The sequence below is a fragment of the Luteibacter sp. W1I16 genome (assembly GCF_050434905.1).
Lineage (GTDB): Bacteria > Pseudomonadota > Gammaproteobacteria > Xanthomonadales > Rhodanobacteraceae > Luteibacter.
This window is the reverse complement of the sequence record NZ_JBNDJJ010000001.1, coordinates 1,298,788-1,312,522: the sequence shown is the minus strand read 5'-3', so window position 1 is coordinate 1,312,522 and position 13,735 is coordinate 1,298,788. Positions and strand designations below refer to the sequence as shown.

The following is a 13,735-nucleotide window of genomic DNA, read 5'->3' as shown; positions in this document are numbered from 1 at the left end:
GGCCCGCATCGATCTTTCCGGATCAATGCCGTTGGGCATAGGCGTACGGCCCTCCTGGTTCCTCGATGCCCACCAGTGACCCGGCCGAAACGGTTCGGAAACCGCCGTCCCTGGCGGTCAATGAAATCACTCGCTCCACCGCATGTGCCATGGTTCCGTCGACCTGTCCAGCTTCCGGAGCGAACTCCAACTCGGAAAGGGGGGCGTCTATCAGTGGCGCCAGTGCCGATAAGCGGCACCAGAACATGCTGCCTGCGATAAATGTGTCCGAGTCGGTCTTCGGCGCATCAATGCCAATGAAAGAGCACAGGTACTCCACGTTGGCGGCATTGTCGCCCCAGTAGAAGTTCAGCGGTTGGACGTGTCCCTCCGGTGCGACCAGACCCAGCCGTCGATCACCCTCGAACTCACGGACAATGGCGGCAGTACGGTCCGGCGCAACCAGCCGCTCCAGCAGTTCCGCACGCCACGCAGCGCCATCTTGCCGATGTGTCGATCGTTTGGTGTGCAACTTCAGAACCACATCTTCGCCCTCATCCAGAAGCCTTCCGGCGAGGCGCAGGAACGGAAGGATGTCGCGCCCCCTGTTGGGTGCGACGACGAGTTCCGCGTCGAGATTGAGTCTCGCCGTTTCGCGCCGAACAGCCTCCTCCCGCTCCGTGGGGACGGTGAGAATCCAGCGCAACGTCAATCCCGTAGCTCGCAACGCAGTGACAATTTCCTCCAACAGTTCGGGGTACCAAACGTGGATCACGACACATGGCCGCGTCCGCACCGGCACCTCAGGGCCCAGCGCCGTCCGCACCGCTTCAAGCCACGCGTAGCCATGGCGCACATCAGGTTCGAGTACGGCGCCTTCCGCCCATTCGTTCCATGCATTCACAAAAACCAGCGGTGCGCTAGGGCTGCGCTTTCCTGCAGTGGTTATGGCGTGGCGTACCCATGCGCTGAAGGCCCTGGGAGTGGCGCGAACAAAGCTCCTGCCGCGAGTGCTACGTCTCGGCTCATTGTCCCACCCGGGATTCACACCGGGGTAAAGCCGGTAGGCCGGCTCCTTCGCGGCCATCGCCTGCGCAGCCAGATCTCGCCAATCATAGAGGTGCCCCGCGAAATCAGTATTGATGAGCCGATACTCGGGATTGATAGGTTCCAGGCTCATGTTGTTCGGCGGAAAAGCTACGGCGGCATCGAATCCGATGGTCGACGGATCGACGTTGTCGAAACTCTGTACATAGGCGAGATGGATGTCACCGAGACCGTTCTCCCGACACCACGCGCGCCAGCGATCGGCTGTTGCGCGTGGGTCGGGTAACAGACCCGGCCGATAGACGAGCAACATCGGCTTGCCTTCTACCCTCAGATAGCGAGGGTCGCGCAGATAGACCGACACGTACTCGATGAACGCCAAGTCGTCCTGGGGGCTATGCGCTTGGCCGATCAGGACCTCGCCCGCGCGACCGTCCCAGCGACGCGACCAGTTCTCGTTCGCCCAGCAAAGACAGACTGGTAGATCCATCGACGGGTCGGCCAGCCATTGCTTCATCGGCCTCTCAAGCAGTGTCTTGCCGGCGAACCAGTAGAAATAGCTGCAAAACGCGCCAACGCCGTACTCGCGAGCGAGTGTCATCTGCTCGCGCATGACCTCTGGAAGGCGTAAATCGTAGTAACCGATGTCGCCGGGTAACCTCGGCTGTAGATGCCCTTCGAACTGCGGTAATGCCCTGGTGACATTGTGCCACTCAGTAAAACCAGTGCCCCACCATGCATCGTTTTCCGGGATCGGGTGGAACTGTGGGAGATAGAACGCCACAACGGTCGCTGGCAACGGCACGGGAAGCGCTTCATTGCGACGGGGAACGAATCCCAGTGCGCGGTGCGCCGAGTGGTCGTACGGACGCCATGCGTGCGGTGGTGCCGGTCGTCCTTCAGGGGCGGTGGGTACCAATGAACCATGACGATCGAGGAAACGTTGTCGTATCCGATCGCGGGTAGCCGCGGGCATCGGTGTCAGCCTGAAGCCAAGCCTGAGACTGCGAAACAGCAGGGAGCGTAGAATGGTATTGAGACGCATCGTCAGTCGATCGCTTTGCGTAAGGTCGCCATGGCGGCATCGGCGGAAAAGTGGGTGCGCACGTTTTGCAGCGCATGATCGGAAAGGCGGTTCCAGAGTGCTTCGTCCGCCGCGAGGCGTGCGTAAGCCGTGGCGAACGATTTCGCATCATTTGCGACGAGGACTTCCTGCCCGTCCGCGAGCCGCATGCCCTCGACGGCAACGGTGCTGCCAATCACAGGCAATCCATGGCTCATGGCCATATTGACCTTACCCTTGACCCCGGCGCCGAAGCGCAGCGGTGCTATTGACGCGAGGACCGAGTTCATCAGCGGCGCCAGATCTGGGACGCGACCGAGCATGTCCAGCCCGGCGTCGGAGAAGGCGCGACGCTCGGCGTCGGGCACGTCTCCGGCAACCCATATCCGCGCGTCCGGCACCACTTGCCTGAGCGCTGGCAGGATGTCATCCGCCATCCAGTGCATCGCATCGGCGTTCGGCGGGTGACCATAACCACCGATGAAAAGAAGGTCGCGCCGTCCTTCGAAGCCCGCCTCGCGTCCGTAAATGTCGTGGATATTGGAGAGGAGCGCCACCCTCGCGCCCGGCATCAACCGGCAGAGCATGTCGCGTTCGTACTCGCTGACGACGAAGGTGGTGTCGGCTTTCTCAATCAGTCTCAGCTCTTGGCGCCTGCTGGCCCTGGCTTGTCTGGCGAGGGCCCTGTTGCCGCTGCGTTCGGCGGCGCGCCCTTCCCGCAGGAAATGCAGGTCCACCGTATCGAAGATCAGCTTGGCGCTTGGCGCGTGTCGACGCACCAGGCTTTCGTACTGCGCCGCCACGGTGTGGCGACAAAGAATGGCTGCGTGCAGATCACGATGATTCGCTGCGAGCCAAGACGGCACGCCGCTCACCCATGGCTTGACGAGCACCTCGACGCCGAGTGCGCCAAGCTCTCGAATGGCAGTGTCCTCGGCGTGCCCGTCGTCGGGCGCGAAGACAACGTGCCAGCCATCCGCTAGCAGCAGCTTCAATATTCCAGCGAGGCGCAACGAGCCCGAGTCGCGTGACACGTCAGGCATGACGGTGTCCACCACTAGCACTGTACCGCGATGGCGTGCGCGATCCACGACGGCCAGCGGTGTGCCAGGCGCCGGCTGCTTCCGCAGGGCCTCGCGCCATTTCTCCGCAAACTTGGTCTGGTTGACGGCTTGGTAGCGCTTCATCCCTGTGTCTCCGAGGCCAACGGAACTGATGCCTTCCGAGTGCACTACCATGCTGTCTGGCACGTACCAGACCGATCGCCCAGCAGCGCGAGCGGCGAAGGCGAGGTCAGTGTCTTCGTAATAGCCTGGCGCGAAACGTGCGTCGAAACCGCCCAGTGAGTCGAACAAGTCACGAGAGATGGCCAGCGATGCGCCGGAGACGTAATCGACAGTGCGGGCGTACCGAAGCGCGGGATTCTTCCGCGAGGTGAAGCGTCCGATGTTCCATGCCGACGCATCGGCGAACACCCAGGCGCCCGCTTCCTGGAGGCGTCCATCAGGGTAGACGAGTTGGCTGCCTGCAATTCCTGCGCGGGGATGGCGTTCGAAACACCGCAGCAGCGCGTCGCTCCAGCCGGGCGTCACCTGCGTGTCGTTGTTGAGGAAGATGAGATATTCGCCAAGAGCCGCCGCAGCGCCCGCGTTACAACTGCCCACGAAACCGAGATTCCTTTCGTTGTTGATGACGCGCATTCCGGAAATCCCTGCCAGGATCGTTGCGGTATTGTCCGGCGACGCGTCGTCCACGACGATCACCTCGAACGGATCCGTCGGGGGGGCGTTCGCGATGGAGCGCAGGCAGGCCAAGGTGTATTCGATTTTCCCGTGCACCGGAATCACGACACTGACGCGAGGCGTCGCTGACGTGGGCACGGACAGGGACGTGAAAGCCGCCTCCAATGGCAACAAACTCAGCGAATCATCCACATCCGGACGCCGCGCCAGATCCTGCGAAATCCGCCCAATCGTCCCCTTCCACCCGCGCAGCGCGATGCTGGCGCGCACGCGTCGCGTCATGCTCAGGAAGCGCTTATAACGCCAAGAAAAGGGAGTCGACACTGGCGCTTACCTCCGGGTCCGGCCGCTCATGTTACCGGGCTGATCGTCCCTTTGGGCCAGATCCAATAGCCGAAGATCGGCCTTGTCGCCAATCACGTTCAGTTTGTGCGCCTCGCCGCAGAGCTCCATGGCCTCTAGCGCCTAGCGTACGCGGGCGTCGACAGCCGCCACGGGGTTGTGGGACAGGGCCACCAACTGGATGTCGTGATCCCGGACGGTACCGTCGAACAGCGCATGCCACGTCAACCAGATGCATGCCGCGACAAGGCCCAACCAGGCGAGCCATCCCAGGCGAACGAGCATGGTCAGAGGTTCTGGTAATTCGGCCCAGACCCACCCTCAGGCGTCACCCAGGTGATGATCTGATAAGGGTCCTTGATATCGCACGTCTTGCAATGCACGCAATTGGCCGCGTTGATCTGCAAACGCCGCCCTGCGTCATCCTGCACGATCTCGTACACCCCCGCCGGGCAGAACCGCTGGCAAGGATTCCCATACTCGGTGGTACACCGCTCGATACAGATCGACGTATCGGCCACCTTCAGGTGCACCGGCTGGTCTTCGTCGTGCTCGGTGGCGGCGAAGTAAACGCTGGCCAGACGGTCACGCGGCGCCAGCGTCCGATCGACATAGTCCTTCTTCGGCGCCTCGTACTTGCCGAGCTTACCGAGGGCCGACCAGTCCGCGTGGTTCTTCAACGTCCAGGGCGAACGCCCACCGGTCACCGTCTCCCATGCCGCATTGATCAACCCCCACCACAACCCCTTGTTGAAGCCAGGCCGGATGTTGCGCACCTTCTTCAGTTCATCGACGACGGCGGAGCCGCGCAGCTTCGCATCCCAGCCAGCCGGCGACAGCTGCGACGCGACGAGATGTTCGGCGGCGAGCATGCCCGACGCGATGGCCTGGTGGGTACCCTTGATCTTCGGCACATTGACCAGCCCGGCGGAGTCACCGATCAGGATCGCGCCCGGCATCTCGACCTTCGGCAGCGATTGCGCGCCGCCTTCGATGATGGCGCGCGCACCCGCGGACACGATGCTGCCGCCTTCGAGCAGGCCCTTCACGTTGGGGTGGTGCTTGAACTGCTGGAACGCCTCGAACGGCGAGAAGTTCGGGTCGGGGTAGTCCAGGCCGACCACGAAGCCGACCGCCACCCGGTCGTTGTCCATGTGATACAGGAAGCTGCCGCCGTAGGTGTCGTTGGCCAGCGGCCAACCGAGGGTGTGCACCACCTTGCCCGGCTCGCCCCGGCCGGGCGGCAGCTGCCAGAGTTCCTTGATGCCGATGCCGTAGGTCTGCGGATCGCTGTTGGCGTCGAGGTCGAACTTCTTGATCAGCGTCTTGCTGATATGGCCGCGGCAGCCTTCTGCCAGGACGGTCACCTTGGCCCGGATGTCGATGCCCTCGGTGTAGCCGGGCTTGTGGCTGCCGTCACGCGCGACGCCCATGTCGCCGATGCGCACGCCGTTCACCGCGCCGCTTTCGTCGAGCAGGGCCTCGGCCGCGGCGTAGCCCGGGAACACGTCCACGCCCAGGGCCTCGGCCTGCGGCGCCAGCCAGGCGCACAGGGCGCCAAGGCTCACGATGAAGTTGCCGTGGTTGTTCATCTGCGGCGGCGTCATCGGCGCCTTGATGCCGGAGGCGTGGTCGCGCAGGAACCAGAACTCGTCCTTGGCGACCGGCACGCATACCGGCGGCGGGTTCTTGCGCCAGTCGGGCAGGAGGCGGTCGAGCGGGGCCGGTTCGATCACCGCGCCGGAGAGGATCTGCGCGCCGATCGTCGAGGCCTTCTCGATCACGCAGACCGAGACCTCGGGATTGAGCTGTTTCGTACGAATGGCGAACGCCAGGCCCGCCGGGCCGGCCCCGACGACGACGAGGTCGTATTCCATGGTTTCGCGTTCGCTCATGGCTGGCTCACTCAACGGCTGGCTGCGGGATCAACCCGGCATTGTCCGGTTTCGCCGGGAGCGGGGCAAATCGGCGTTTCAAACGTCACGGGTTGCACGATCTTCACGTGGGGCGTTCATAATCGTCCCACGCGCAAGGAGATTTCATGAATACGATGCCGCCGGTCGCCGATGTCGACATGCGACGCGCCACACTGCTGCAGATCCTGCATTGGCTGGCCATTGGACGGGTCCAGCCACAGGCCCTTTCCGACGTTTACCAGGACGCCATCGAGCGCCTGAACCCCCGGCTCAACGCCTTCGCCGACTACAGCGTCTCCCTGATCCAGGAACAGGCCCTGGCGGCGGACAGGCGGCGTCGCGACGGTGTCATCGGCCGTCTCGACGGCATGCCGATCGCCATCAAGGATAATTTCGACGTGGCCGGCGTGCCGACGCGGGCCGGTATGCGGCGGCGAACCGTCGTTCCCGAGGAAGACGCCCATATCGTCGCGCGGCTGCGCGCGTCGGGGGCCGTGCTGGTGGGCAAGACCAATATGGACGAAGGCGCCCTCGGCCTGACCACGAACAACCCCTTCCATGGCGCGACGCACAATCCGCACCGCCTGGGCTACACAGCGGGCGGTTCGTCCGGGGGTGCGGCCGCGGCCGTGGCTGCCGGACTCGCGGTCGCGGCGATCGGCTCGGACACACTCGGTTCGATCCGCGTGCCCGCCAGCTACTGTGGTGTCTATGCGCTGAAACCCACGCATGGCGAGATATCCACCCGCGGCCTGGTACCCGCGGCCCGCCGCCTCGATGCGGTGGGCCTGCTGGCGCGCGGCGTGGACGATCTCACGGTGCTCTTGCAGACGCTGGCCGGGTACGACGCCGACGACGCGCGCTCCCGCCGGCGCCGCGTCGCCTTCTCACCGCCGGATTGGGAACCGGGCAATCTCCGCGCGGGTTTCCTGCCGGATCTCGCGGCGGTGGGGGTGGAGCCGGATGTCATCGACGTCTTCAACGACGCCCTGTCAAAGTTGAAAGGCGAACTGGGCGAGCGCCGAACGGTCGATTTCTCCGACTGGGATTTCGCCAGGACCCGCCGTGCCGGCCTCCTGCTGATGGAGGCCGAAATGCTCAACACCTTCGCGACCGAACTGGCCGATGAGGCCTATCCGGTGTCGAACGGATTCCGCGACATGGTCGGTTTCGCGGCAAGGAAGTCCGCGGCCGACTATGTGGCGGCCGACCTCGTACTCGATGCGGCCACGCTGAAAATGCGCCGCCTGTTCGCCCAGGTCGACGTGCTGGTGCTGCCCACGACCCCGCAGGGCGCGTTCCCGCTCGATGGGCCGGTGCCTTCTTCGCAGGCCGACCTGTGCAGCTTCGCCAGCCTTGCCGGTTGCCCGGCTGTGAGCATTCCCATGGGCACCTTGTCCAATGGCATGCCGATCGGCCTCCAGCTGGTGGGCGCTCGCGGCTCGGATCTCCGCCTGCTCGAACTGGCCGGCGTATGTGCGTCGTCGCTGGACGCGGAGCCGCCGTACCCGGTCGAACCCGTCTGAGCCCCGGCTGGCATCGCGTCGCACTGCCCGGCGCGGACATCACCTTCGCGCCGGCATGGCTGGAGCGCGAAGAAGCCGACGCGTTGCTGGCAAAGTTGATCGACGAAGTGCCCTGGGAAGTGCATCGCATCCGCATGTTTGGCCGGGTAGTTGATTCGCCCCGGCTGAGTGCATGGATCGGTGACGACGACGCGACGTACCGCTATTCCGGCACGCGCTTCGTGCCACATCCTTGGACACCGGTGTTGGCGGCGCTGCGCGAGCGCGTCGCCGAGGCGTGCGGTGGCCGTTTCAACAGCGTTCTCGCGAACCTGTATCGCGACGGCGGCGATCGCATGGGTTGGCACAGCGACGACGAACCGGAGCTGGGGCCGGAGCCGTTGATCGCTTCATTGAGCCTGGGCGCCGAGAGGACGTTCCGTTTCCGGGCGAAGGCGGGCGGCGAGCCAGTGGCGATCGATCTTCCGCATGGCGGCCTGCTGCGGATGGCGGGGGGCACGCAGCGTTTGTACAAGCATGAGTTGCCGGTGCGGAAGCGGGTATTGGGGCCGCGGGTCAACCTCACCTTTCGTTCTATTGGAGAGCTTCGCCGCTGAAGCGGCTCCCACAAGAGCATCGCCGACAGGGTCGGCTCCCACCGAGGCGAAGAGCATCGCCGGCTAGCCGGCTTCCCACCAGGTTACCGTTAATCCATCAGGTTACGGTTAATCCGGTGGGAGCCGACCCTGTCGGCGATGCTCTTGTGCGACAACCTACTTCCCCGGCACCGTCTGCAACGTCCACCCCACCACATCCGCCGACACCTTATCCATCGCCCGGCCGAAGGCCTCGACCACCCGCGGCACTTCCTTCCCATCGACCGGCTCGTGCACCTCGAAGCGACGGCTGCCCACGATCTGGTGCTTGCGCGTGCTCGCCAGCACCGCGTCGTAACGGATCACCACTTCCGGCTTGCCGCCCACGTATTCCGTCTGGAACGCATCCAGGCCGCCGCCCAGTTCATAGTCCGCGGCCAGGTTGCTGTCGTCGGTGCTGATCGCGGCGACGCGTCCGGTATCGCGGAAGGCATCGGCCAGTCGTTCGCGGAAGAGGTGCGGCGAGGTGTCGGCCCAGCGGGCGCCGCCATAAACCGTGATCGTGTTCGACTCCGGTACCACCGCGATGCGCGAGTTGTCGAGGGCGCGCGGCGCGTTGGGCGCGGCGATGCGCAGCGCCCAGTTCACGGGCGTCGGCGCGGCGGGGCGAGCGCCCGGCGCCGCTGGCAACGTATAGATATGTGGCGTTTCCGCCTTGGGCAGGATCGAACACGCCGTCAGCAGCGCGAGAACCAGCGGAGCGGCGAAGCGGACACGGCTCATGGGGTGAACTCCTTGGTCTTTTCGCGGCCGAAAAGATAGCCGCTGGGATTCTCGTCGAGGCGGCGCGTGATCGAACGCAGCGAGCCCAGCGTGTCGCGCAGTTCGCGCAGTGCGGGCGCGAGTTCGCCAAGGCTGGCGGCGCCGCCGTTGATCGCGTCGCTGTTGTCGTTGAGCAGGCGGTCGACCGAGGCCATGGAGTGTTCCAGCGAGGCCATCGCGCGCTGCGCGCTTTCCAGCGTCGCCTTGCCCTGGCCTTCGATGAGCCCGTTGGCGTTGTGCACCAGCGTACGGCTCTCGGCCAGTGTGTCGTTGGCCTGCTGGGTCGCCAGGGCCAGTTGCTTGATCAGGGAACGGATGTCCTCACGCTCGTCCGCGATCACGCCGGTGGTCTTGTCCAGGTGATCGAGCGTGCGCTCGATCCGGTGCACGTTCTCCTTCGACAGCAACTCGCTGGCGCGTGCGGCGGCCTGGTTGATATTGGTGATCAGGTCTTCGCCGTTGGCCAGCAGGCGGGCGAAAGGCGAGGGATCGGCGATGATCACCGGCACCTCGCCATCGTGGCCCACCAGCGGCGGGCTGCCCGGCGAGCCGCCCGAAAGCTGGATGATCGCCACGCCGGTCACGCCCGTGAGCGCGAGCTTGGCGTGGGTGTCCTTGCGCAACGGCGTGTCGCCTTCCACACGGACACGCGCCAGCACGCGGCGGGGATCCTGCGGGTCGAGGCGCAGTTGCATCACGTCGCCCAGGCGGATGCCGTTGTACTGCACGGCGCCCCCTCGGGACAGGCCGGTCACCGCCTCGTTGAAGACGATATCGTAATAGTTCCATTCCTGGTCGGAATGCGCTTTCGCCAGCCAGACGCCGAAGCCGAGGCCGAAGAGCACGACGAGGACGGTGAACAGTCCGATCAGGACATGATGGGCGCGGGTTTCCATGGTCTTCAGTCCTTGCCGGGATGAGCGGCGCGGGTGGCCGCGCGGCCGCGCGGTCCATTGAAATAAGCCTGTACCCAGGCGTCGTCGGTGCGCGCCACTTCGTCGATGGGTGCGGCGGCGAGCACGCGCTTCTGCGAAAGCACGGCGACGCGATCGCAGGTGGAGTAGAGGGTGTCGAGGTCGTGCGTCACCAGGAAGACCGTGAGGCCCAGGGCATTGCGCAAGGTGACGATGAGGCTGTCGAAGGCGGCGGCGCTGATCGGATCGAGGCCTGCGGTCGGCTCGTCGAGGAACAGGATCTCCGGGTCGAGGGCCAGGGCGCGGGCCAGCGCCGCGCGCTTGACCATGCCGCCGGAAAGCTGCGAGGGGTATTTCCTTCCCGCGTCCACGGGCAGGCCGGCGAGGGCGAGTTTCACACCGGCCAGCCGCTGCGCATCCACGCGGGGAAGACCGGCGTGTTCGACCAGGGGCAGGGCCACGTTCTCCGCCACGGTGAGCGAAGAGAACAGGGCGCCACTCTGGAACAGCACGCCGAAGCGTCGCTCCACCCGGGACCGCCGTTCGTCGGACAGGGCGAGCAGGTCTTCGCCGAACACGCGTACCTCCCCGGCCACTGGCCGCACCAGTCCGACGATCGTGCGCAGCAGCACGGACTTGCCGGTGCCCGAGCCACCGACGATGCCGATGATCTCGCCCCGGTAGACGTCCAGGTCGAGGTTCTCGTGCACGGTCTGCGTGCCGAACCGGTTGACCAGGCCCCTCACCTCGATGACGGTCTCGCGCGTCACCAGCCCATCTCCATATAGAAGAGGGCGGCGAGCGCGTCGAGCAGGATCACCACGAAGATCGACTGCACCACGGCCGAGGTGGTGTGTTCGCCGACGGACTGCGCGCTGCCGGCCACCTTGAAACCCTCCATGCAACCGATCACCGCGATCATGAAGGCGAAGACGGGCGCCTTGGCGATACCGACCAGGAACTGGGTCAGTGAGATATCCGCCTGGAACATCGACAGGAACATCGAGGGCGACATCTTGAGCACGGCCATGCAGACCACGCCGCCGCCGACGATGCCCGCGATCATCGCCAGGAAAGTCAGCAGCGGCAGCGCCACGAGCAGGGCGAGCACGCGCGGCAACACGAGCAGTTCCACCGGGTCGAGGCCCAGGGTGCGGATGGCGTCGATTTCCTCTCGCGCCTTCATCGAGCCGATCTGCGCCGTGAACGCGCTGGCCGTGCGGCCGGCCAGCAGGATGGCGGTGAGCAGCACGCCGAACTCGCGCAGGAAGGCGAAACCGATCAGGTCCACCGTGAACAGGCTGGCGCCATAGCTCGCCAGGGCGGTGGCGCCGAGGAAGGCGACCACGCAACCGACCATGAAGGAGAGCAGGGCGAGGATGGGCACGGCATCCAGGCCGGTCTGCTCGATGTGCGACACCAGCGAGGTGACGCGCCATCGGCGCGGGCGCCACACCGTGGCCAGGAATCCCTGCAAGGTGATGCCGATGAAGGCCAGCAATTTGGCCGTCTGTTTCCAGAAGCCTTGCATGGCCTTGCCGATGCGCTCCAGCGCGGCGACGAATCCGGCGTCGCGCGGACGCTTCACGCCGGTGCAATAGGTATCGATGGCATCGCCCACGGTCTTCAGCAGCGCGCGGCGCGCCGGTGGAAGCGCCTCGTCCTGGGCCAGTGCCTGCGTGCGCGAACTGCCCAGCAGTTCGGCGATGACGAAGGCGCCCGAGGTATCCATGGCGCCGAGGCGGTCGATATCGACGGCGATGTCCGGGCCGATCGAGCCGGCCAGCTCGTTGGCGCGGCGCTGGAGGTCGGAGTAATGGGGCAGGGTCCAGTCGCCGGCGATGGCCAGCCGCGCTCCGCCCGTGTCGCGGGTGAGCGTGGCCGAGCCGGGGAGGGGTGGTGCTGTCGCCATGCGTCAAAGGCTAGCAGGACTACCGCACGAAATCGCCGATGCTGCGACCGCGCTTGGACGAGAGGCCCCTGGGCCCCGATAATGCCAGGCTGCACCCGCCGCCATTCCCCTGCAAGGTACGACGATGACCGACAAGACCGCACTCAACGCCACCCACCGCGAGCTCGGCGCCCGCATGGTCGACTTCGGCGGCTGGGACATGCCCATCGCCTACGGCTCGCAGATCGAGGAGCACCATGCGGTTCGCAAGGACGCCGGCATGTTCGACGTGTCGCATATGACGGTGGTCGATCTCACCGGCGATCGTACCCGCGAGTTCCTTCGCAAGCTGGTGGCCAACAATGTCGACAAGCTGGCCAAGCCCGGCAAGGCGCTCTATACCTGCATGCTCGATGAGAACGGTGGCGTCATCGACGACCTCATCGTCTATTTCCTCCGCGAGGACTTCTTCCGCCTGGTGGTGAACGCCGCCACGCGCGCCAAGGACCTGGCATGGATCGAGAAGCAGGCGGCCGCCTTCGGCGTCACCGTCCGCGAGCGTCCCGAGTTCGGCATGATCGCCGTGCAGGGGCCGAACGCCCGCGCGAAGACGATCGGCCTGCTGCCCGAAGAAGTCCGCGAGAAGGCGACGAAGCTCGGCAAGTTCGCGGCCATCGAGGTCGAAGGCCCGAACGGCATGCCCCTGTTCCTCGCCCGCACCGGCTACACCGGTGAGGACGGGTTCGAGGTGGTGGTCCCGAATACCCGCGTCGTGGAGTTGTGGAACCTGCTGCGTGAGGCGGGTGTCGCCCCGGCCGGACTGGGTGCGCGCGATACGTTGCGTCTCGAGGCGGGCATGAACCTCTACGGCCAGGACATGGACGAGACGGTGACGCCGTGGGAGGCGTCGCTGGCCTGGACGATCTCGCTGGACGAAGGCCGTGACTTCATCGGCCGTTCGGCGCTGGAGAAACAGAAGGCGGCGGGTGTGCCGCGGGTCATGGTCGGACTGGTCATGGACGACAAGGGCGTGCTGCGCCACGGCCAGAAGGTACTGACGTCCGCCGGGGAGGGAGAAATCCTCTCGGGCGGTTTCGCGCCGACCCTCGGTAAGTCCGTGGCGTTCGCCCGTGTGCCGGCCGGCGAACTCGGCGACGTACGCGTGGACATTCGGGGCCGTGAAGTACCGGTGCGCGTGGTGAAGTTCCCCTTCGTCCGCGACGGCCAGCCGATGCCAGGCATCGTCGACTGATCACCCGCCCGGTTCGAGCGTGAGCATGGCGTTCCTCGCGGCGCCGTTCTGGTTGAGATATTTCTTGCCGCGCTCGATCACGTAAAACGAGTCGACGTAGTCTGTTTCATTGAGGAACGCGCGCGTGCGCATGGTGGCGAGGACCAGGTCGCCCATCGTCTGTACCTGGGATCTCGCGGCCGCCAGTGAGGATCCCGGTAGCCATGTTTCCAGGGAGGCCAGGACCTCGGCCAACTGGTCGATCAACCGGTCGTGCCGCGCGGCGCCATCGTCTTCGAAAAGCTGGATGTTGACGTAACCCGCGGAGAACAGGCTCCAGTCGACGAGCGGGTGATCCGGGTAAAACCAGCGACGGTCGTGGGTGAGCCATGGCATGGGGTGGATCTCGACACGTGCCTTCCCGTCATGGCCAACGCCGGAAACGACGGCGAAGATCTCCGCGGCACCGGCGGCGTCAGGCTCCTTGTCATCGCGCAAAAGGATGCGGCGAAGGATGGTCGTCGCGGTACTGGCATGGCCATCCCCGGTTGAAGGGATGGCCCGGGCAGGGATCGCCCAGAACGCGCTTCCAATGACGAGGACGGCCAGGGCGAGCCTGCCGGGCGTGACGCTTTTCATATCGATACCGTTCCTTGGCGTATACAGGCAGAGGAATGGAGGGGCGGC

At 65.4% G+C, this 13,735-nt stretch carries 12 protein-coding genes; 3 read left to right on the top strand and 9 right to left on the bottom strand.

Annotated elements, in window-relative coordinates:
- Nucleotides 1-22 precede the first annotated feature (22 nt).
- The 4 genes from QFZ41_RS05920 to QFZ41_RS05905 form a co-directional block, all read right to left on the bottom strand.
- Complete coding sequence (locus QFZ41_RS05920) at nt 23-2,071, bottom strand: glycoside hydrolase family 99-like domain-containing protein (RefSeq protein WP_429197901.1); 2,049 nt, start codon at nt 2,069-2,071, stop codon at nt 23-25.
- 2 nt (nt 2,072-2,073) lie between these two features.
- The gene (locus tag QFZ41_RS05915) at nt 2,074-4,101 is read right to left on the bottom strand and encodes a glycosyltransferase (protein ID WP_429197900.1); all 2,028 of its coding nucleotides are present in this window, start codon (nt 4,099-4,101) and stop codon (nt 2,074-2,076) included.
- Nucleotides 4,102-4,296: 195 nt separating this feature from the next.
- The gene (locus QFZ41_RS05910) at nt 4,297-4,458 is read right to left on the bottom strand and encodes a hypothetical protein (RefSeq protein WP_429197899.1); all 162 of its coding nucleotides are present in this window, start codon (nt 4,456-4,458) and stop codon (nt 4,297-4,299) included.
- 2 nt (nt 4,459-4,460) lie between these two features.
- Nucleotides 4,461-6,068 carry an electron transfer flavoprotein-ubiquinone oxidoreductase gene (locus tag QFZ41_RS05905; protein WP_429197898.1) on the bottom strand — a complete coding sequence of 536 codons (1,608 nt, stop codon included), beginning with the start codon at nt 6,066-6,068 and terminating at the stop codon, nt 4,461-4,463.
- A 146-nt stretch (nt 6,069-6,214) separates the two neighbouring features.
- On the opposite strand from QFZ41_RS05905, the gene QFZ41_RS05900 reads away from it, so the two are divergent.
- Together QFZ41_RS05900 and QFZ41_RS05895 are read left to right on the top strand one after the other, a co-directional pair.
- Nucleotides 6,215-7,615, top strand: coding sequence for an amidase (locus QFZ41_RS05900; protein WP_429197897.1), 1,401 nt, complete (start codon nt 6,215-6,217; stop codon nt 7,613-7,615).
- The gene (locus QFZ41_RS05895) at nt 7,564-8,211 is read left to right on the top strand and encodes an alpha-ketoglutarate-dependent dioxygenase AlkB family protein (RefSeq protein WP_429197896.1); all 648 of its coding nucleotides are present in this window, start codon (nt 7,564-7,566) and stop codon (nt 8,209-8,211) included. Before QFZ41_RS05900 ends, QFZ41_RS05895 begins: the two co-directional genes overlap by 52 nt.
- 156 nt (nt 8,212-8,367) lie before the next feature.
- Here the strand turns inward: QFZ41_RS05895 and QFZ41_RS05890 are convergent, their stop codons facing one another.
- From QFZ41_RS05890 to QFZ41_RS05875, 4 genes are read right to left on the bottom strand one after another with little or no spacing between them, the layout of a single operon-like run.
- Nucleotides 8,368-8,973, bottom strand: coding sequence for an ABC-type transport auxiliary lipoprotein family protein (locus QFZ41_RS05890; protein ID WP_429197895.1), 606 nt, complete (start codon nt 8,971-8,973; stop codon nt 8,368-8,370).
- Complete coding sequence (locus QFZ41_RS05885) at nt 8,970-9,908, bottom strand: MlaD family protein (protein ID WP_429197894.1); 939 nt, start codon at nt 9,906-9,908, stop codon at nt 8,970-8,972. The genes QFZ41_RS05890 and QFZ41_RS05885 overlap by 4 nt, the downstream gene beginning before the upstream one ends.
- 5 nt (nt 9,909-9,913) lie before the next feature.
- Nucleotides 9,914-10,696: an ABC transporter ATP-binding protein gene (locus QFZ41_RS05880; protein WP_429197893.1), complete on the bottom strand. Its 783-nt coding sequence runs from the start codon at nt 10,694-10,696 to the stop codon at nt 9,914-9,916.
- Entirely contained in the window at nt 10,693-11,838 is a 1,146-nt protein-coding gene (locus QFZ41_RS05875) for an MlaE family ABC transporter permease (protein ID WP_429197892.1), read from the bottom strand. The genes QFZ41_RS05880 and QFZ41_RS05875 overlap by 4 nt, the downstream gene beginning before the upstream one ends.
- A gap of 124 nt (nt 11,839-11,962) precedes the next feature.
- Here QFZ41_RS05875 and gcvT point away from each other — a divergent pair, with 124 nt between their 5' ends.
- On the top strand, nt 11,963-13,069 hold the full coding sequence (gene gcvT / locus QFZ41_RS05870) for a glycine cleavage system aminomethyltransferase GcvT (RefSeq protein WP_429197891.1): 1,107 nt from the start codon (nt 11,963-11,965) through the stop codon (nt 13,067-13,069).
- Here the strand turns inward: gcvT and QFZ41_RS05865 are convergent, their stop codons facing one another.
- The gene (locus QFZ41_RS05865; protein ID WP_429197890.1) at nt 13,070-13,687 is read right to left on the bottom strand and encodes a DUF3103 family protein; all 618 of its coding nucleotides are present in this window, start codon (nt 13,685-13,687) and stop codon (nt 13,070-13,072) included.
- Between the last annotated feature and the right edge of the window lie 48 nt (nt 13,688-13,735).

Bases quoted from the DNA above. Each gene is read 5' to 3' on its own strand.
- QFZ41_RS05920 (WP_429197901.1), bottom strand. From the start codon at position 2,071: ATGCGTCTCAATACCATTCTACGCTCCCTGCTGTTTCGCAGTCTCAGG.
- QFZ41_RS05910 (WP_429197899.1), bottom strand. From the start codon at position 4,458: ATGCTCGTTCGCCTGGGATGGCTCGCCTGGTTGGGCCTTGTCGCGGCA.
- QFZ41_RS05905 (WP_429197898.1), bottom strand. From the start codon at position 6,068: ATGAGCGAACGCGAAACCATGGAATACGACCTCGTCGTCGTCGGGGCC.
- QFZ41_RS05900 (WP_429197897.1), top strand. From the start codon at position 6,215: ATGAATACGATGCCGCCGGTCGCCGATGTCGACATGCGACGCGCCACA.
- QFZ41_RS05895 (WP_429197896.1), top strand. From the start codon at position 7,564: ATGTGCGTCGTCGCTGGACGCGGAGCCGCCGTACCCGGTCGAACCCGT.
- QFZ41_RS05890 (WP_429197895.1), bottom strand. From the start codon at position 8,973: ATGAGCCGTGTCCGCTTCGCCGCTCCGCTGGTTCTCGCGCTGCTGACG.
- QFZ41_RS05885 (WP_429197894.1), bottom strand. From the start codon at position 9,908: ATGGAAACCCGCGCCCATCATGTCCTGATCGGACTGTTCACCGTCCTC.
- QFZ41_RS05875 (WP_429197892.1), bottom strand. From the start codon at position 11,838: ATGGCGACAGCACCACCCCTCCCCGGCTCGGCCACGCTCACCCGCGAC.
- gcvT (WP_429197891.1), top strand. From the start codon at position 11,963: ATGACCGACAAGACCGCACTCAACGCCACCCACCGCGAGCTCGGCGCC.
- QFZ41_RS05865 (WP_429197890.1), bottom strand. From the start codon at position 13,687: ATGAAAAGCGTCACGCCCGGCAGGCTCGCCCTGGCCGTCCTCGTCATT.